Here is a 21,027-nt window from a genome sequence, read left to right as displayed (position 1 = left end):
TATTAAAAAAGTTCAATTTCCATTGTTTGTTCAAATTTATTTTTGTCTTTACCAAAAAGTTCAACTCCACCAGTGTATTCTTTAATAACTGGAGCTTTAGTAATTTCAATTTGTAATGATTTTTCATTAGATAAAATTTTATTATCAGTTTCAGATTTTTGAGTAACTTTAATAAATGTTTCAAAATCATTTGCAAGTAGTATTAATCTACCATGCTCTCCTCTTGTGTGTTCAGAGATAACCCTAAATCCCTCTTTATGGCAGAACTCTTTTGCAAAGCTTACATTTCTTTGACCTATTGAACTACTAAGGTTTAAGTTCATAATATCAGCCCCACCAGATATTTTTGCAATAATATCTGATTTAGAACATCCCATTTTATACATTTCATTTAGCATAGCTTCAACAGAATATAACCCATATTTCATATCATTTGTATTATCATTCGTATCTGGTAATAGAAAATGGTTCATACTTTTTATTCTTTTTTTTCTATCATAAAACATTAAAGCAACACAAGATCCTAAAAGAGTTTTAAGTGCTACTTCGTCATCGTCTGATACAACTGCAAACTCTCCACCCAAAACAGTATGGGTACTATATCCTTTTGTTTTCTGTGTAATCTTTGTAGAAGAAATTTTTTCAATATTCCCATCTTTTCTACCTATAGTAATCATATTAAATCTTTCTCTTTTACAAAGATATTTTGTCCTACTCTTCTTACATAATGTATCAAATCTTGAGGATTTTCTGAATGTCCTATATATAAAGTTCCACCTATTTTAAGATGTTTAAAAATCTTTTTTAGGATATTATTTTGGTCTTCAACAGAAAAATATATTAAAACGTTCCTACAAAAAATAACATCAAATTGATTATTTGAGAATGGATAACTATCATCATTTAAATTCATTACATGAAAGGTTATCATTCTTTTTAGTTCATCTTTTACTTTTATTAGTATTTCTTCACCTGTAAGATTTTCTTGCACTCTTTTTTTGAAATATTTTTGAGGTTTTATCCAAGAAGGAAATTCTTTTGATGACTTCGAATATCTATATATTCCATCTGCTGCATATTGTAAAACATTTGTATCTATGTCCGTTGCTGTTATTGATGCTTGAATATTATAGTGCAATTCCTCATTTGTTTCTAAAACTGTCATAGCAATAGAATACGGTTCTTCTCCTGTTGATGAAGCAGAACACCAAATAGAAGCTTTTTGCCCTGCTTTATATAATTCAGGTAAAACTCTATTCTTTAAATCTATAAAATGAAAATCTTCTCTAAAAAAATGAGTTTTATTTGTAGTGAAAGAGTTTATAAATTCTGTAACATTTTTACCCTGTTCAATTGATATGAGTAACTCCATAATATCACCATAATAGTTACAATTTCTTCTTAATTTATCTATTCTGTTTGAAATCATAATATCTTTATTCTCTGTAAGGGTAATACCTGTTAGAGAATAAAGAAGCTTTTTTATCTTATTATGAACATCTTCTATTGTATATGACATTTGTATTCTTAAGATGCCTTTCTTACAGAATTCATATCTCTTTCTATTTTAATTTGAGCATCAATAATTCCTACAACATCAAGAATTAATCCTATACTTCCATCTCCTCGTACTGTTGCTGCACCAATTCCTTGAACACTTCTAAAGTTTTTATCAAGAGGTTTTACAACTACTTGATGCTGATTTAAAAATTCATCGATAGATAATGCAACTTTAGTATTACCTGATTTTACAACAATCAGCATACCATCTTCAAGTTTTTCAAAGCTTTTTTGTAATCCAAATAACTGATGAAGTTTAACAACAGGAATAAATTCTTCTCTTAACATTAATAAATCTTGTGTTCCATCACCAATTTTTTTAATCATATCAGCTGTTGGTTGTAAAGATTCCACAATAGAACTAAGTGGTAAAATATATTTTTGTTCACCTACTCTAATATCGAGCCCATCTAAAATTGCAAGAGTTAATGGAAGCATAATTGTAATTACAGTACCTCTTCCTATTTCAGTATCTAATTTTATAATTCCGCCTAGTTTATGAATATTTGTTTTTACAACATCCATTCCTACACCACGACCAGAAATATCTGTAATTTGGTCTGCTGTTGAAACTCCAGCTCCAAATACTAAAAGTGCTTTTTCATTATGTGACATTGTACTATATTGATTTTCATCAATTTGCCCTTTTTCTAGTGCTTTTTGAGCTACTTTTTCACTATCAATACCTTTTCCATCATCTTCAATAGTAATAATCATCTGACCATTTGCTTGCTCAGCAGAAATACTAATAGTTCCTGTATCATTTTTACCAGATTTTATTCTATCTTCTGGCATTTCTATTCCATGGTCTAAAGAATTTCTGATAATATGCATTAATGGGTCTGTTAATCCCTCAATCATGGCTTTATCAATTTCAACATTATCACCATAGTGTTTAAATTCCACTTTTTTATTAAGTTTTTTTGATATATCTCTTACAACTTTAGGAAATTTAGAGTAAATTGAATCCATAGGAACCATTCTAATACTCATAATACTATCTTGCATATCCCTAATATGTCTTTCAAGAAGTTCTAATCTTTCTAAAACAGGACCCCTAGTTTTTGTATCTTCTATTGTTGATGAAAATTGAGTAAGCATAGCATTTGTTATAACTAAATCACCTACATTAGTCATTAGTAAATCGATTTTATCTAAGTTTACTCTAATACTATTATTATTGTTTGATATAGATTTTTTAGACTCATCATCACTGTTTTTTACTCTTCTTGATTGTGTGATTTGAGTCGTTGAATCATCATTTTCAGAAACAACTTTCTCCTCTTGAACCCTATTTTCTTCAATATCATTCGATTTCATTACTGAATTAGGTGTTATTTTTGGCATATCATCAAAGAAACCAAAATTATCTTTACTTTCGTCGATTTTGAATTTATCATCATCAATAGAATTAGATTTTATTTCTAAATCATCATCATAAAAACCAAAATTTTTATCATCTACATCATCATCAATAAAAATACCAAAAGGTTTATCTGTTCTATCTCTTTGAATATTTAATTCATCACTAAAAAATCCAAAGCTCTCTTTTTGAGAACTTAATTCTTCAGTTTTTGATTGAGATTGAACTATTTTTGCTTGTTTAGTTTCTAAAACAGGTTCAATTCTAACAACTTTAGCACCATTTGAATAAGCTCTAATTTCTTCTAATAAAGAACTAGTCATTTCAGTAAATTTTTCTCTGTTTATTTGTTCTGAAACTTCAAGATCCAAAATTTCTTTCATAACATCTAGCCCATCAATAAGAGTTTCTGCCATTTCTGGAATATACTCTATCTTATGACTTCTAAGTTTATCCATCAAATTTTCTACATCATGAGTAAACTCTGCGAAATATGATAACTCAACAGAAGCTCCACTACCCTTTAATGTATGAACATCTCGGAAAAGTTGTCCCATTTCATCATCTGTTAGCGTCCCGTTATTCTCAGCTTCTAATAACACATTATCTGCTGATTCGAAAAGCTCTGTAGCTTCCTCTAAAAACATTTCTCTATATTTAGAAATATCAAATGACATATCAAGTTCCCCCTATTTATCTACTTAATACTATATTTACAGCCTTTAATAACTGATCAGGTACAAAAGGTTTAACAATCCATCCTGTAGCACCAGCTATCTTACCTTTTGCTTTCATCTCATCACTTCGTTCTGTTGTAAGAACTAAAATTGGTATTTTTGAATAATGAGGAATTTTTCTAAGTTCCCCAATTAGAGTTAATCCATCCATATTTGGCATATTAACATCTGTAATTACTAGATCAAAATTCGTAGTTTTTGCTTTAGCTAGACCATCTACACCATCAACCGCTTCAATAACATCTGTATAACCACCTTCATTTAAAGCATAGTTTAACATATCTCTTAGCATAGTTGAGTCATCTACTATTAAAAGCTTAGCCATATAAACCCCTTAGATTCTTACAATTTAAAATTTTACTATCCTAACATAGAAATTATTAATTTAAAATTATATTTCTCTATGTACATCATAATATTCATATATTATTAACTTATTTCATTCCTAGTTCTATTCTATCTTTTTGAACTTTTAATACTTTTATTTCTATTTCTTGTCCAACTGATAAAACATCACTTGCTTTTTCAACTCTTTTATCAGATATTTTAGAGATGTGCAACAAACCTTCTCCCCCTTTAGATAAAAGAATAAATGCTCCAAAATCAACAACTCTTTCAACTCTTCCTGATACGACTTCATCAACACTATATAGCTTTTCAAAATCTATATTTTTAGATTGAGGTTTTGAAGAATTTGCATTATTTACAAGGGTTTTTATAAATTCACAAGCATCATTTATTTTTTGTTCATTATCTCCAGTAACTTTTACAATACCATTATCTCTATCTAAATCTATACTAACAGAATATTTCTCAATAATTTCTTTTATAGTTGCTCCACCTTTTCCAATAACTACCATCATCTTCGATGAATCTATTGGAAATTCTTCCACTTTTGGTAAAGCTTTACTTGAAATGATATCTTTTGATGCTTCTTCCATAATAGTTAAAATATGTTCTCTTCCTTCTTTTGCTTGAAGTAAAGCTTCTTCTAAAACTTTTAATTCAATTCCACCAAGTTTTATATCCATTTGCAATGCAGTAATACCATTTTTTGTTCCAGCAACTTTAAAATCCATATCTCCATCATGATCTTCTAATCCCATAATATCAGTTAATATTGCATATTTAGAATCTTCAACAACCATTCCCATAGCAACTCCAGCTACAAGATTTGAAACTGGAATTCTAGCCGCTTTAAGGGCCAATGAACCACCACAAACAGTTGCCATAGATGAAGAACCATTTGACTCTAATATTTCAGATACAATTCTTACAGTATCACTAAACTTTTTATCAATTGTAGACTCTAAAGCTTTTTTAGCTAAGTTTCCATGTCCTAATTCTCTTCTTCCTACACCAAATATTGGTTTTGCTTCTCCAACACTAAAACCTGGAAAGTTATAATGTACCATAAAGTTTTCCATTGAAGTTGATTTATCTGTTAAAACTTCGTACATTTGACCATCTTTATGACCAGCAAGTGTACCAATAACAATAGCTTGTGTTTCACCTCTTGTAAATAAACAAGAAGAGTGAGCTGATGGTAAAATATTTGTTTCAATAGATATTGGTCTTACATCTTTAAGCCCTCTTCCATCTGCTCTTACTCTATCATTTACAATCATAGCTCTTACAAGTTCTCTTTTTACTATACTTACAGCTTCATAAATTGTATTAAATTCTATCTCATTTGATATACAATATTCATTTTTTGAAATTATTTTTGCAACATCTTTTAATTGTGTTGCTCTTTCACTTTTTGCTAATTTTTTAATTGCTTCTTTTATATCATTTGAAAATTTTTCTCTTACATAAGAGATCACTTTTTCATCAATAGAAAATTCTACAAGTTCAACAATAGCTTTTTCTTTACAAGCTTTTTCAAAACCATTTTCATAAGAAATATTTGAATTTTTTAAAGCATTTTGTGCAAAAGCTATAGCTTCAACTAGATTTTCTTCAACAATTTCATTTGTTTTGTGATTCTTTTCTTCTAATGAAGATATACTTTTCATTTCTATCATTAAAAGTTCATCTTTTGAACCAGCAATATACAAATCTAAAGTTGAATTAGTTAAATCATTTTGATTTGGATTTACCACAAGTTCACCATCTATTTTCCCAATTCGTACTCCACAAACAGATTTTTTTATAGGTAAATTTGAAGTATATAGTGCTGCATTAGCTGCATTTAAAGCTACAGTTTGTAAATCAACATTTTTATCTGCACTCAATACCATTACAGTTATTGTTGTTGGATATACAAAACCTTTTGGAAAAAGTGGTCTTAAACTTCTATCTATAACTCTTGAAGTTAAAGTTTCAAAATCGCTAGGTTTCCCTTCTCTTTTTATAAAACCTCCAGGTAATTTTGCTGATGCATAAGTTTTCTCAATATATTGAACTGTTAATGGTGTAAAATCTTCACTTACTGGATTATCAAATTCACAAGCAACAGTTGCTAGTATTACCGCATCCCCTACTTTTAATAAAACAGAACCATTTGCTTGTTTGGCTACTTTATTAAACTCAAATATCTCATTTTTTCCATTTAATTCAAATTCGCATGCTATTGTCATTTTTTTCCTTCATTTTTAATTCTTTCAATATCTTCAAAAGTTAATTCCTCTAAATTTTCATAGTAGTAATCAGCTTCTATATAATGTTCAAGCTTTTTTATATAATACAAATCATCAGTGATTCTATCAACTGTAGAAATACTTGCTGTTGATAAAATAGGAGTTGCAACACTTAAAGATTTTACTTTTTGATTAATAATAGTTTTTATACAAGCCATTACTACCAATCCAACATTTATATCTTCATCTATAATTAAAACATTTTTACCAAGTAAATTTTGTAATTTTTCATTTTGTCTAAATCTATTTGCTAATATTTTAATACTGCTATCATATATATCTTTTGATTTCAAATAAATTGAATCTAAATTTATATCAAAAGCTTTTACCAACTCTTCGTGGATTAAAACCTCTTCAAGTTCGGTAACAACTGCTATTTCACACTCCTCATTATTTGGTGCAAATATTTTTTGACTAAACATAATATCAAAATCTGCATTTAAAGCCTCTGCTATAATTTTAGACATTTCATATCCACCATAAGAACAACCAATCACTATCCACTTTTCTAGCTTCATACTTTCAACTGGTAGAACATCAAGTAATTGTAAAGAAGCTTCTTTTCTATTTTTAAAAAAAATCTTATCTTGGTTCATTATCACTTACTTTATATTTTTGTCTTATTCCTCCAATTGGTTTTAACATTAAAACAGCATAAACTATAGTTTGTTCATGGCTATCATATCGTGTTCCACCACTTCTATAACTACTTCTTGGAGTAATTTCTTTTTCTAGCCTTAAATCTAAATTCCAGCAATCATCATCAATATTTAATCTTACTCCTTGTTTATTTCTTAGCTTTTCTTCTAAGTTATAGTTTTCATAATATCCAACAGAGTAATCTTTTGCTATTTTATATGAAGTATTTAGCCTATATGATTCTAAGTCATCTCTATCGTTAAAATCATTATTTGTTTTTTTTGTTTTATAATATCCAGCACTTAAAGTAAAATTTTCATAAGTAAAACTATTGTCTACACTACTTTCAACAATCTCATTGTCATCCATATTGTAAATAACTTTTCCAGATATAGAACCAAAATCATGATTTATTTTTACATAATTTTCATAATCTTGAAATTTTGGTTCATCTAAGCTATCATAAATAATAGATTGACTCATTTTGTGATTTATAAACTGTTGTAAACTCTCTTTATCATAAATTGATTGATTTAGAGTCAAATTGATAGTTTTATTATCTTGAATTGTTGGAAATGCTGATAATTCACGATATTTTGAAGATTGATCTTTATCTACTGTTATCCCATACAAATCACCATCTTTTCTCAAATTCTTCGGTATATCATAACTTGCACTAAGATTTATAGTATGAATATAATCTTTATATGGCTTTATTAAATCACTTCCCATTTTAAAAGATGTTATATTTTGTATTAAAGTACCATTCTCATAGTCTGAATTTTTATGAATAGAATTACTATAATTAAATTGATTTAAAGTAGTTTTATTTTCAACACCTACATATAAATAGTCATCTAAAATATTTTGACTATAACTAAGCGGAACACTAAGCTCATATATTTGTGCTGTTAATCCTTTTTCTCTTGTAAAATTTTGATATTTTGCATCAATTGAATAAATCAAATTTTCTAAAAAAAGTTCTTTATTATATGAATGAAGATGAAATTGTGGAATTTCTTGTAGAGTTTGACTATTTGATTTTTGTGAAGCATCTATATAATATTTAGCATATGCTCCAGCATAATATTCAGGAGTATTATAAAAATAGTTAAATTTTGATTCAACTTTTTTATCAGTACCTATATCATCATTACTTGTTTCTGATAAAGTTCTATATTCAATATCATTTAATAATTTAATGGATGTAAAAACTCCATCTTGATGATTTCTACTGTTAGAAACTATATTTCTTCTTTCATAATCTACATCTAAACCAAAATGTTCGCTATTTTCAAGCTTTTCTTTTTTCCTATAATTATTTTTTTCTTTAAAGTATCCAGTTTTAATTTTAAGCATAGAATTAGGTGAATCAGCATATCTAAAATTTGCATAACTTCCATATCCTCTTAAAGCTCTAATTTGTGGGATTAATTCTATATCATAATTATCAGCAGGTGCTATAAATAAAGGTTGAGAGTATAAAAAACCTTCATCACTTGAATAACCTAAAGTTGGAAGTAATAATCCAGTTCTTCTAGTTGTATCTGTGGGAAACCCAAAATATGGGAGATAAAAAACTGGTATATCTTTTACATAAAGTCTTGCATTATAAGCATTTATCCACATATCTTCCGTATCATAATCAGCACTTGATGTTCTAATACTCCAAATTGGATCAACACAATCGCAAGATGATATAATTGAACCATCGAGGTTTATTATCTCTTTGTTTTTATTTGCTTCTTTTGCATTTGTCCATATATTAGAAGGAGAATCAAATAAAAAAACAGGGTCTTGATTTATAATTTCATTATTTAAATCTACATAAGCATAATTACTTTGTGTTTGAACTCTATTGTCTTTTATAATTAAAACATTATCAAAAAGTTCTAAAATCTCTTTTTCTTTATTATAAACAAGTTTATCTGCACTTAAATAATATGTAGGAGAATATGCTACAACATCACCTATTGCTGTAATAATATTTTCTTTTGTATCAACATTTTTTGCAACTAATTGTAATTTTTCACTTTTTAATTCTTCTGCTTGTACTTCGAATAAAACTGAAGCAATAAGTAAAGATGCAACTACTTTACGCATTTACTACCAACGTTTTACCAGTAAAATCATGGAAAGTTTTTCTACCATCATTAAAAAATCCAACTATAAATCCAATATAGTAGAACAATTCAGATATAACTCTTCCTACGGCTCTTAAAAAAGATTGGAAGATTGTAACTCTATCCCAATGATTTGCATCTATTACTCTGATTTTTACAATTTTCTTACCAATAGTTGCTCCATAATACCAAACAAAAAAAGTGTGATATATAACTTTTAATATCATTAATGGAATTAAAATAGTCTGCATAAGAGAAATCATAGCATCACTATCATCACTTATTGATACGACACTATCCCAGTAAATAAACATCATTAATACACTAACAATCACATCATCTATTACAAAAGCAAATGCTCTTGACCGCATAGAAGCTAATTGTAAATTTCCATTATTTTCTTGCATATTAATTCTTTAAAGCTTGATATGCAATATCAGTTCTAAATTTTTTACCATCAAAATGAACTTCTGAAGATAACATATAAGCTCTATCTCTTGCTTTTTTAATACTTTTTCCTATTCCAACACAAACTAAAACTCTTCCACCTGTTGCTAAAAGTTTACCTTCTTTTTCTTCAACTCCTGCAAAAGAGATATGAGAATTATCCAATAAATCTTTATCTACTATATTATCAATAGTAATAATAGCTGGAGCAGATGAACTATATGGATAATTCTCACTTGCCATTACAACTCCAACGCAATATTCATTTTTTATTTTAATATCTAATTTATCAAGTTGTTTTGTAGCACCATAATAAAATAGTTCAGAAGCTTTTGATTCTAAAAGTGGCATCAAAATTTCACACTCTGGATCTCCAAATCTTACATTATACTCTAATACTATTGGTTCATTATTTACAACCATAATACCTATAAACAAAACACCTTCATAAGGTGCATTTTCTTGTTGCATACCTTTTAATGTTGGTTTTATAACTCTTTCTTCAATTTTTTTGTAAATTTCATCATTTACTAAAGGAGTTGGAGCATAAGCACCCATACCACCAGTATTTGGTCCAGTATCACCATCTCCTACTCTTTTGTGATCTTGAGCTGCTGGTAAAACTTTATAATTTTCTCCATCACAAATAGCAAAAACTGATAATTCATAACCATCTAAAAATTCTTCAACTATAACAGTTGCACCTGCTTCTCCAAAAGAAGTTCCACTTAGCATATCAGTTACAGTTTTTTTTGCTTCATCTTTACTTTGAGCTATAATTACACCTTTTCCAGCACAAAGTCCATCAGCTTTTACAACAATAGGAGTAGAACTCATACTATTTATAAAACTATGTGCTTCATTCTCACTAGATGTTTCTATAAATGCTGCTGTTGGTATATTGTATTTTTTTAAAATATTTTTCATATATGCTTTTGAACCTTCTAATTTTGCAGCTTCTTTTGTAGGTCCAAAAATCACAAGTTCATTTTTTCTAAATATATCAACAACACCATCTACTAAAGGAGCTTCAGGTCCAACTATAGTCAAATCAATACTATTTTCCTTTGCAAAAATTGCTAACTTATCATAATCACTTATATTAATATTTGTTCCTAGATTTGAAGTTGCACCATTTCCAGGCATAAAAAATAGTTTGTGAGATTGCTCTTTTTTTAAAGCTAACCCTATAGAGTACTCTCTTCCTCCACTTCCAAGTATTAATATATTCACGATTTTTCCTTTTAAAAATTATAAAATCCAAGTAGCCGTTAATCATAAAATGGCCCTAAAAGCCAGTTGTAATACAAAGAGCGTATTTTAGGAGCAAAAACACAATGAATTGCTACACACTATACGACTACAATTCGTATAAAAATTATATTATCGGACCCGCAAGTAATGAAAATCCCGTACCACTTAGAGTTCAAGATTTTATCTAAAAAAGTTTAAAACTGTGTTTAAGCTATTTTTTAAAGCTATTTTTTAAAGCTATTTTTTAAAGCTATTTTTTAAAGCTATTTTTTAAAGCTATTTTTTAAAGCTATTTTTACACACTCTTCTACACTTGTAATATCACTTATTTTTGAATTTATATTTTTTGGAAGAAAATTGGCTGTTGTTTTTCCTATTGATATTGCTTTAAAACTATTATCCCAACTATATTTTTTAAAAAAACACTCTACACTAGATGGAGAAGTAAATATTATAGTTGAATTTTTTTCTAAAATTATTGGCTCTTTGTGATTACAAGTTGTTTTATATGCTATAACTTCATCCAAATCTATATTATTTCCCTTTAAAATATTTGGCAAATCAGATACCGTTTTTAAAGCTTTTATATATAAAACTTTTTTCTCTTTTAAATGTGGAATTAATTCATAAGCAAAATCATTTCCATGTCCACTTTCACCTATAAAAGCTATATTCGCTCCTAAGTTTTTAGCAATATTTGCAGTTTTTTGTGCAATTAGATAAGATGGAATGTTTTTCCAATCTTTATTGTTTTTATCAAGTGAATAAACTGCATTTTTCGAAGTAAAAACCAAGGCATCATATTTTTTTAAATCTATATTAAAATTTATAAATTCTATATCAAAAACTTCTAAATTCTCGACATTTTCAAATTTTTGTTCATTTAATAAATATATTTTACTCATATTTTAATTTATCTTTTTTATATAATCTATAGCATCATCAATACTTCTATAAATCTTAATATTTTTAAATATATCTGATTTATCAATATTTAAGACTCGTTTTTTATGTCTATATTTTAAAACTAAAATTAACTCCACTTTTTTATCTTTAAATGTTTGAATAATTTCTTCAAGTTTGAAAATAGCCGAAATATCAAGAATATGAATATTTTTACAATCAAGAATAACTTTTGAGTGATTTTTTAATTTATCTAAAGTATTATCCAAATTATATGCTGTACCAAAAAACAGAGAACCTTTAACTTTAACTATATTTATATCAAAATGTTTGTCATCATCTTCAACAGAAATCTTATAAGTTTTAGTTTTCATTTGAGTACTTTTTGACATTTGATAAACTGCTAAAACAGATGATATTGTAATACCTACTCCAACAGCCATTATTAAATCTACAAATACAGTTAAAAAAAACACTGTAAACATAATAAGTAAATCTTGTTTTGATATTCTTGTAATAACTTTTAAAAATCTATAATCAAGTATATCTATACCAACTTTAAACAAAATACCTGCAAGTAAAGCTAATGGTATTTTTGATGCCAAAGGTGCTAACATTAGAACTATAAGTAAAAGTGTAACTGCATGAACCATTCCTGATATATTTGTAGTTCCACCATTATTCATATTTACAACTGTTCTCATCGTTGCACTACTTCCTGGAATAGCCCCAAATAAAGAACAAAGAGAGTTACCTACCCCTTGACCTATTAACTCTTTTTTTGAGTTATGTTTTATTCTCATTCTTGAATCAACTAAAACAGAAGTGAGTTGTGTATCAATAGAACCTAAAACAGCCAAAGTTATTGCAAAAGTTAATATTTCACTAAGTCTATAAACATCAAATGAAAAAGGTAGATTAAAAGAGGGAAAACTTTGAGGAATTTCTCCAATTGTTAAAACATCAAAATTAAATATTATAGATATTGTTGTTACTATAAACAGTGCTATTAAAGGAGCTGGAATTAATTTTGATATTTTTTTAGGAGTAAAAAAAACTATGGCTATTGTCATAAGCCCTATTATTAGAGCTTCATAATTTATATTTTTCAAGGTATCAAAAAGATTAGTTAATATATATATAATTGAACTACTAGATTGGGCTCCTAAAAATGGGTTTATTTGTAAAATTATAATAATAACACCAATTCCACACATAAAACCAGAAATAATTGGATAAGGTATATATTTTACCCATTTCCCTAAATCAATTATTCCAAAAAATATTTGAATAAGTCCAGCACAAAGAACAACCATCATTACAGAAGAAAAATCATTTGGAAATGCTAAAACAACAGCAGCAAAAACAACTGTCATAGGACCAGTAGGACCAGATACTTGAACAGGAACTCCACCTAAAAGTGCTGCAAAAAATCCTAAAATTATAGCACCCCAAAGTCCAGCACTAGCCCCTGCTCCACTTACAACTCCAAAAGCTAAAGCTAGTGGTAGAGCAACAACAGCAACTGTAATTCCTGCTAAAATATCATTTTTTATTCTAACTTTATCCAAAATTATTTTCTCCCTATCTTAAAATAAAACTACCTTTCTAAATACTCTTCATCACCCATTTTATCATTTTTCCCACGAGCTATTATATGAATTGGAGTTCCTTCAAAATTGAACTGTTCTCTTAAAAAATTAACTAAATATCTTTTATATGAATAGTGTAAGAGCTGTGGTTTATTCATAACTAATGCAACTCTTGGTGGACGAGAACTAAATTGTGTAGAATAATATATTCTTAAATATGCTCCATTTGGACTTGGAAGGGAGTGTCGTATAACAGCCTCTTCTATAACTTTATTTAGTTGAGAAGTTGGTATTCTTTGAGTATAGTTTTCAAAAATTTCTATAATTTTATCTTTTAATCTTTCTATACTTCTTCCTGTTTTTGCAGATACTGCAATAATTGGTGCATAAGATAAAAATCTAAACCTTCTTCTTATCTCTTCTTCAATTTTTTGGAATGTATCCATATTCTCATCCCATTTGTTTAAAACTATAATTGTTCCTAAACCATATTCATCAACAAGTCCAGCTATTTTCTCATCTAAATCAGTAAGTTCCCTTGAAGCATCAAGAACAACTAAAGCAACATTTGCACGTTCAAGCATCTCTTTTGTTCTCATTAAAGCAAATTTTTCTATTCCTTCAATACTTCCTCTTCTTCTTAAACCTGCTGTATCAACAAAAGTAATTTTTTTATCTTTATATTCATACATTTCATCAACTGGGTCAATCGTTGTTCCTGCCACATCTGAAACAACTGAACGCTCTTCTCCTAATAAAGCATTTAAAATAGAAGATTTTCCAACATTTACTCTACCTATAATGGCAACATTTACTAAACTATCATCTACTATCTTTTCATCTTCAATATTTTCTAAAGTTTCAGTTGAAAAATCATCTTCATCATCTATATATCCAAACTCATCTTCAAGCTCTTTTCTTCTTTGTTCTTCTTGAAGTTTTGCTACTGTTTCAGGATTTTCTGGTAAATGATTATAAACCCATTCTATAAGTGATTTTGTACCACGATTATGTGAAACAGATATTCCAAAAAGATTTTGTTCATCTATTCCAAACTCAAAAAACTCCCATAACCTTTCTAGCTCTTTATCATTGTCTATTTTATTAACAACCAAAGCTAGTTCTTTCCCCAATCTTTGAAGTTCATAAAATAACTCTTTATCTTTATCATCTGGAATGTTTTTTCCATCTACTAGAAATAGTACAATATCTGCATCTTTTGCAGTTGATATAGCTTTTCTTTTTACATTTGAAAATATTGCATCATTTGTTTCATCAATACCACCAGTATCGAGCAACAAAGCACTTCTATCAAGAATCTCTATCTCATTTTTTCGAACATCTCTTGTTGTTCCAGCAATATCTGAAACAATAGCAATCCTTTTATTTGAAAGTCTATTAAAAAGTGATGATTTTCCAACATTTGGTTGCCCAATTAATGCTATTTTTTTTAGTGTATTCATAAATATTTAAATCCTATTTTTTATAAATCAAAAAAGGTATTAGCAATTTTGCTAATACCTTTTATCTTTTTTAAACTACATCTTAATATAGCCCAAATTTACCTTCAACTGAAGCTTTATACAATACTCTCATATTATCATCCTTATCGTAAAAAACCTTGAATTGTGCAGTTGAATTTTTAAGTTCTTCAAGTGCTTCTTCAATATCTATTGGTTTATAAGAATTAAGTCTTTGTGGTATTATTTCATCTTCAAATTTTTCAAGTTCTTTTGCAATTTTATCTTCAACTTCACTTATTACAATTTCACTAAGCTTTGTAGCTTTATGAGATGCTATTTTATCGTGATGTCTTCTTAATACTTTTGAAACCCTATCAACGGCTATATCTATTGCAGCATATAAATCTTTATCTTTTTGTTTTACAACAACTGTATCAATATTTGCAATATTCAAAGTAAACTCAAATGTAAACGCTTTTTTACCTTGTTTTTCATCTGCAGAAATAGTAGAAGTAACAGAAATAATATCTAAATTATATTTTTTAAATACTTCAACCGAACTATTTATATAATCTTTTATAGCATCTGTTAAATTTATGTGTCGCCCTACAATACTTGTATTCATAACATACTCCTTTTAAATGATTTATTTATTCTAGCATAAATTTGCTTTTATTGTATGATGTATTTTTGGTAAAATACTTTTATGAAATTATTAAGGAAAAATTAATGGAAGTATTTATTATTTTTATTTACATTGTATTATTTATAATTACTTTTATTTTAAGTTTTTTAAGTATAAGGTATTTTATTACTATGTGGAAATTTAAAAATAGAAAAAAAGATGATAAATTTAAAAGATTTGATTGATATTAAATAGAGAAATTTAAACTAAAATTTCTCTATTTCCTTTTGCATCAGCTTGTGATAAAACGCCTGTTTGTTCTAGTTGCTCTACTATTGTTGCCGCTCTATTATAACCAATTCTAAGTCTTCTTTGAATATATGAAATTGATGTTTTTCTATCTGCTAATACTACATCTTTTGCATCTTGATAAAGTTCATCTAAATCTGATACATCACCATTTGTGTTACTATTTGAAGAGTTTGATAAAGATGAAGTTGCTTTATCTTTTATAAAATTCATATCATATTGAACTTCTCTTTGAGCTTTTAAAAATTCTACGACTTGTTCTATCTCAGTTTCTGTACTCCAAGGAGCATGAATTCTTACAAGACCAGGAGTTCCTGGAGGTGTAAATAACATATCTCCTCTCCCTAAAAGTGATTCTGCTCCCATAGAATCTAAAATAATCTTAGAATCTATTTTTTGCCCTACTTTATAAGACAATCTACTTGGTAAATTTGCTTTAATAAGTCCTGTTACAACATCAACTGATGGTCTTTGAGTTGCAACTATTAAGTGAATTCCACTTGCTCTTGCCATTTGTGCAAGTCTTGCAATAGAATATTCAACATCTTTTCCACTTGTCATCATCAAATCAGCCAACTCATCGATAACAACCACAATATAAGGCATAGTTTCATAACCTTCTTTTTGTGCTTTTTCATTGTAATTTTCGATATTTTTTGTCTTTGTTTTTGACATTAAAGTATATCGTCTTTCCATTTCTCCAACCATATTTGCTAAAGCATTTATTGCATCACTTGCTTTTGTAATAACAGGTGTTAAAAGATGAGGAATATCATTGTACATTGAAAACTCAAGCATTTTTGGATCAATCATAACCAGTCTTAAATTATCTGGTGAGTTTTTATATAATAGTGATAAAATCATAGAATTAATTCCAACAGATTTTCCACTTCCCGTTGTTCCAGCTATTAATAAATGAGGTAATTTTTTCAAATCAGTTACAAAAGGTTTTCCAACAATATCTTTCCCTAAAATCATAGTTAATGGAGATTTTGAATTTTGGAAAATCTCACTTTCCAGCATCTCTTTTAAATATATAGTTTGTGTATCTTCATTTGGAACTTCAATTCCTACAACATCTTTTCCAGGAATTGGAGCTTGAATTCTAATAGTTTGAGCTTTTAATGCCATTGCTAAATCATCTTGAAGACTTAAAATTTTTGAAACTTTTACATTTGGTGCTGGTTTAAACTCAAAAGTTGTAACAACTGGTCCTGTATAAGTTCTCACAACATCACCATCAATTTTAAACATCGCAAGTTTATCCAATAAATCAGCAATTTTTTGATCAATCAAAGCTTCATTTATTTTTGATTTATTCTCTTTTGGAGGATTTTGAAAAAATGAAGCTGGAGGTAATTGGAAATTTTTTGGTTTCTCTGTTTTTCCTAGTTCTAAAGTTGCTAAAAGCTTTTTATTCTCTTCTAATTCTTCAACAATTATATTTGAATTAATTTGCTCTTTTTCATCTATTGTTTCAAAGCTTATTTCTTCATCATTAGATGATTTCTCAACAATAGAAGCCTCTAAAATCTCTTCTTCTACATTATCATTAATGATTTGATAGTTTTGTTGAGATTGAACAAATTCTAATCTTTTTTGCTCTTGAATAACTTGTTCTTTTGATATAGGTTTTCTAGTAACTTTTACTTGATTTGTTTGAGCTTGCTTATTTACTTTTATACTATTTTTTAGTTTTATTTTATTTTTAAACTTTTTTAAATCTTCTATATCATAATCAGATGTTTCAAAAAGTATCAAAACAGATATTACAAGTCCAAAAACAACAAATAAATACAACCCTATTCTTCCAATAACTGGAGCTAGTGTATCTACTAAAATATTTCCAATTTCTCCTCTATCGTAAGGATTTTCAATGATTAAAGCTTGAAAAATAAGTAATATAAAAAATAGTAAAAATATAACTACAATATTTAAAACTAAATCTTTTTTATCCAACTTATCTTTAAAATTTATCAAATATAGTGGATAGATAAATAAAAGTAGATAAACATATGATAAATAAGAGAAGTATCTATTTGAAAAATTTGCAAATGAAAATCCAACATCTCCTACAACATCTTTAGATATTGCAAATGTTGAAAATTGAAAATATAATAGTGTAAACAGTATGATTAATGATATTATTTTCTTTGCGATGATATGACCTTTTTATAAAATTATTTCAATAAATTTGATATTTTCCCTTGTAATCTAAGCCATTGTTTATGCTCAAATAAAGGAAATCCAGCCCAAGATTTTTTAGGTTCAGTTATACTCTTTGTAACTCCACCTCGTGCTGCAATAGTTGTAAAAGGAGCTATCTCAAGATGACCAGAAGTTGCACTTTGTCCCCCCATAACAACATAATGATGAAGTGTTGTTGAACCAGATAATCCAACTTGAGTAACTAAAATACAACCTTTTCCAATTTTACAATTATGTGCTATATGTACAAGATTATCTATTCTTACTCCATCATCAATTATTGTAGATTTAAAAACAGCTCTGTCTATTGTACAATTTGCACCAATTTCAACATCAGAACCTATTATAACATTTCCATTTTGGTATATTTTTATATATTTTCCATCTTTTGTATTTGCAAAACCAAATCCATCGCTCCCAATAACTGTTCCAGAATGTATAATACAATCATTCCCAACCATACAATCTCTATAAATAGTAACATTTGGATATATAATAGTATTGTTTCCTATTTGTACATTATCTCCGATAAAGCTTCCGTGCATAATAGTACAATTGTCTCCAATAACACTATTTTTACCCAAATAAACATTTTGCATTATTGTAGAGTTTTTACCAATTTTTGATTCATTTCCAGTAGTTTCTATAAGCTTTGGATCAAAAAGTTTACTAGCTTTAGCTAAAGCCAAATATGGTTCATCACAAATTAATGCTATACAATTTTCTGGAATTTCTTTTGAATATTCATTAGATATTAAAATAGCACCAGCTTTTGTATTTTTTAAATCATTTATATATTTTTTATTTTCTAAAAATGTGAGTTCATTTTCATTTGAATCATTCAAACTATTTAAACCAGTAATTTCTTTGTCAATTTTACAATCTATTCCTAAAAATTTTGAAATCTCTTTAAGGGTCATTTTTTATCCTTGAATTATAAAAGATAAGAAAAATTCTTATCTTTCCATAGCTACAATACCACTTCTTACAACTTCTAGTGGATTAAACTTTTGCATAACTTTTATAAAATTCATAATTCTATCACTAGAATCTGTTGCTGAAACTATTATGGCTTCATCTGTAACATTTTGAATACTTCCATGATATGCACGTGCAATCACATCAATATCTGAAAGTTCATTATCTATTGAAAATTTCATCAAAACTGTATCTTTTTCAATAACATTTTTGTGTTCATTTACCTTTAAAACAGGAATTAATTTATTTAATTGTTTTACAATTTGATCAATTACTCGTTTATCTCCTGTTGTAACTATAGTCATTCTTGAATATGGACTATCTTCCATTGGAGCAACTGTTAAAGAGTCTATATTAAAACCACGAGCTGAAAATAATCCTACTATTCTTGATAAGACATTATGTTCATTTAAAACAACTATTGAGATAACTTGTCTAGTTGTTTGACTATCATAATAATGGTTAAAATTACTCATTATTTATCTCCTTTTAATAAAGTCATTTCATTTAATGAATGTCCGTTTGGAACCATTGGTAATACCTCTTCTAATCTTGCAACAATTACTTCAATCATTGCTGGTTTTCTTTTTTCAATTGCATCTTTTAAAGCTTTATCAAATTCATCTTTTGTACTTACTCGATATCCTATTCCACCAAAAGCTTCTACAAGCATTTTAAAATCTGGTTGAGCTGTTAAATCAGTTTCAGCTAATCTATTTTCATAAAAAAGTGTTTGCCATTGTCTTACCATTCCTAAATAGTTGTTATTTAAAACAATATTTATAACTGGTAAATCATATTCAACACAAGTCATAAGTTCTTGGATATTCATCAATATAGAACCATCTCCAGTAAAATTTATAACTACTCTATTTGTATCTTTGAATGCTCTTGCAACTCCTAAAGCTGCTGGAAGTCCAAATCCCATTGTTCCTAATCCACCACTTGTAATCCACTGTCTTGGATATGAAAATGGGAAAAATTGTGCCGTCCACATTTGATGTTGTCCAACATCTGTTGAAATAATTGCATTATCTCCTAATATTTGCCCAACTCTTTGAATTGGCCATTGTGGTTTTATAACTTCATTACTATCAATATATCTTAATGGTTCTTTTTCTCTATAATCTTTTAGTAAATCAACCCAATTTGTATAATCATTGAATTCATAGTTTTCTATATCTTCAAGCATTGCTTTAACAGTCAATTTTAAATCACCAACAATTGGATAATCTGGAACAACTAATTTTGCAATTGAAGTTGGATCAATATCAATATGAATAACTTTTGCTTTTGAAGCAAACTCATCAAGTCTTCCTGTAACCCTATCATCAAATCTAGCACCTAAAGATATTAACAAATCTGTTTCATGAGCAGCCATATTTGCAGCATATTCTCCATGCATTCCTAACATTCCAAAGAAAAGTGGGTTTTCATCTCCCATAACTCCTCTTGCCATAAGCGTTTCAACTGCTGGAATATTTAGTTTTTTTGCTAAATCTCTTATTTCATAAGCACAATTTGATAAAATTGCTCCACCTCCAATGTATAAAAGTGGTTTCTTAGCACAACTTATAGCTTCCATAGCCTTTTTTAATTGTCTTTTATTATAGTTAATTGTTGGCTTATAAGTTGGCATATTTACCTCTTCAGGATATATAAAATCTCCAACTTGAGCTGTAATGTCTTTTGGTATATCAACATGAACAGGACCTGGTCTTCCAGTACTTGCTAGATGAAATGCCTCTTTTAAAATTCTTGGTAAATCTTCAATTTTATTTACTAAATAGTTATGTTTTGTACACGGTCTTGAAATACCAACTGCATCAATTTCTTGAAAACCATCTGTTCCTATAATAGTTGTTGGAACTTGTCCAGAAATTACAACAAGAGGAGTTGAATCCATATAAGCATCAGCAATTCCAGTAATTGCATTTGTAAACCCTGGACCAGAAGTTACTATTGCAACCCCTACTTTTCCAGTTGCTCTTGCATAACCTTCAGCAGCTATAATTGAAGCTTGTTCATGTCTATTTAAAATGTGTTGAAAATAGTTTTGTTTATATATTTCATCATAGACGTTCATAATAGCGCCTCCAGGGTATCCAAATACTACTTCAACCCCTTCTTGATGTAATGATTCAATAACCATTTTTGCGCCAGTCATTTTCATAATAATTCTCC

Annotated in this window: 17 protein-coding genes; all 17 read right to left on the bottom strand. The window is 28.1% G+C overall.

Going from position 1 to position 21,027, the window contains the following annotated elements; genetic code table 11:
* Nucleotides 1-2: 2 nt before the first annotated feature.
* The 17 genes from CRU91_RS01285 to CRU91_RS01205 all read right to left on the bottom strand — a co-directional run bounded on the left by CRU91_RS01285 (nucleotide 3) and on the right by CRU91_RS01205 (nucleotide 21,016).
* Nucleotides 3-677, bottom strand: coding sequence for a chemotaxis protein CheD (locus CRU91_RS01285; protein WP_113892587.1), 675 nt, complete (start codon nucleotides 675-677; stop codon nucleotides 3-5).
* Nucleotides 674-1,519, bottom strand: coding sequence for a CheR family methyltransferase (locus tag CRU91_RS01280; RefSeq protein ID WP_113892584.1), 846 nt, complete (start codon nucleotides 1,517-1,519; stop codon nucleotides 674-676). The genes CRU91_RS01285 and CRU91_RS01280 overlap by 4 nt, the downstream gene beginning before the upstream one ends.
* Nucleotides 1,520-1,527: 8 nt before the next feature.
* The gene (locus CRU91_RS01275) at nucleotides 1,528-3,600 is read right to left on the bottom strand and encodes a chemotaxis protein CheA (protein WP_113892582.1); all 2,073 of its coding nucleotides are present in this window, start codon (nucleotides 3,598-3,600) and stop codon (nucleotides 1,528-1,530) included.
* A gap of 16 nt (nucleotides 3,601-3,616) precedes the next feature.
* A complete protein-coding gene (locus CRU91_RS01270; RefSeq protein WP_026804398.1) occupies nucleotides 3,617-3,985 on the bottom strand; it encodes a response regulator in 369 nt (122 codons plus the stop codon).
* 109 nt (nucleotides 3,986-4,094) lie between these two features.
* Nucleotides 4,095-6,242 carry a polyribonucleotide nucleotidyltransferase gene (locus CRU91_RS01265; protein WP_113892580.1) on the bottom strand — a complete coding sequence of 716 codons (2,148 nt, stop codon included), beginning with the start codon at nucleotides 6,240-6,242 and terminating at the stop codon, nucleotides 4,095-4,097.
* Nucleotides 6,239-6,898, bottom strand: coding sequence for a phosphoribosyltransferase family protein (locus tag CRU91_RS01260; protein WP_113892578.1), 660 nt, complete (start codon nucleotides 6,896-6,898; stop codon nucleotides 6,239-6,241). Before CRU91_RS01260 ends, CRU91_RS01265 begins: the two co-directional genes overlap by 4 nt.
* The gene (locus tag CRU91_RS01255) at nucleotides 6,885-9,044 is read right to left on the bottom strand and encodes an LPS-assembly protein LptD (protein ID WP_113892576.1); all 2,160 of its coding nucleotides are present in this window, start codon (nucleotides 9,042-9,044) and stop codon (nucleotides 6,885-6,887) included. Before CRU91_RS01255 ends, CRU91_RS01260 begins: the two co-directional genes overlap by 14 nt.
* Nucleotides 9,037-9,471: an RDD family protein gene (locus CRU91_RS01250; protein ID WP_113892574.1), complete on the bottom strand. Its 435-nt coding sequence runs from the start codon at nucleotides 9,469-9,471 to the stop codon at nucleotides 9,037-9,039. Before CRU91_RS01250 ends, CRU91_RS01255 begins: the two co-directional genes overlap by 8 nt.
* A 1-nt stretch (nucleotide 9,472) precedes the next feature.
* Entirely contained in the window at nucleotides 9,473-10,744 is a 1,272-nt protein-coding gene (gene purD, locus CRU91_RS01245) for a phosphoribosylamine--glycine ligase (protein ID WP_113892572.1), read from the bottom strand.
* Between the two features lie 284 nt (nucleotides 10,745-11,028).
* Nucleotides 11,029-11,670 carry a uroporphyrinogen-III synthase gene (locus CRU91_RS01240; protein WP_113892570.1) on the bottom strand — a complete coding sequence of 214 codons (642 nt, stop codon included), beginning with the start codon at nucleotides 11,668-11,670 and terminating at the stop codon, nucleotides 11,029-11,031.
* Between the two features lie 3 nt (nucleotides 11,671-11,673).
* Nucleotides 11,674-13,239 (bottom strand): SulP family inorganic anion transporter, encoded by a 1,566-nt coding sequence (locus CRU91_RS01235; RefSeq protein WP_113892568.1) that lies wholly within the window; start codon nucleotides 13,237-13,239, stop codon nucleotides 11,674-11,676.
* A 29-nt stretch (nucleotides 13,240-13,268) separates the two neighbouring features.
* Entirely contained in the window at nucleotides 13,269-14,723 is a 1,455-nt protein-coding gene (der, locus tag CRU91_RS01230; protein ID WP_113892566.1) for a ribosome biogenesis GTPase Der, read from the bottom strand.
* An 82-nt stretch (nucleotides 14,724-14,805) separates the two neighbouring features.
* Nucleotides 14,806-15,348: a ribosome hibernation-promoting factor, HPF/YfiA family gene (gene hpf, locus CRU91_RS01225; RefSeq protein WP_113892564.1), complete on the bottom strand. Its 543-nt coding sequence runs from the start codon at nucleotides 15,346-15,348 to the stop codon at nucleotides 14,806-14,808.
* A gap of 261 nt (nucleotides 15,349-15,609) precedes the next feature.
* Nucleotides 15,610-17,616, bottom strand: a complete 2,007-nt coding sequence (locus tag CRU91_RS01220; RefSeq protein WP_235826916.1) for a DNA translocase FtsK — start codon at nucleotides 17,614-17,616, stop codon at nucleotides 15,610-15,612.
* A gap of 221 nt (nucleotides 17,617-17,837) precedes the next feature.
* A complete protein-coding gene (gene lpxD / locus CRU91_RS01215; protein ID WP_113892560.1) occupies nucleotides 17,838-18,785 on the bottom strand; it encodes a UDP-3-O-(3-hydroxymyristoyl)glucosamine N-acyltransferase in 948 nt (315 codons plus the stop codon).
* Between the two features lie 36 nt (nucleotides 18,786-18,821).
* The gene (ilvN, locus tag CRU91_RS01210) at nucleotides 18,822-19,319 is read right to left on the bottom strand and encodes an acetolactate synthase small subunit (protein ID WP_113892558.1); all 498 of its coding nucleotides are present in this window, start codon (nucleotides 19,317-19,319) and stop codon (nucleotides 18,822-18,824) included.
* Nucleotides 19,319-21,016, bottom strand: a complete 1,698-nt coding sequence (locus tag CRU91_RS01205) for an acetolactate synthase large subunit (protein ID WP_113892556.1) — start codon at nucleotides 21,014-21,016, stop codon at nucleotides 19,319-19,321. The genes ilvN and CRU91_RS01205 overlap by 1 nt, the downstream gene beginning before the upstream one ends.
* Nucleotides 21,017-21,027 lie beyond the last annotated feature (11 nt).

Source organism: Aliarcobacter vitoriensis, from assembly GCF_003316695.1.
GTDB classification, from domain to species: domain Bacteria; phylum Campylobacterota; class Campylobacteria; order Campylobacterales; family Arcobacteraceae; genus Aliarcobacter; species Aliarcobacter vitoriensis.
This window is presented reverse-complemented; position numbering and strand designations above follow the sequence as displayed.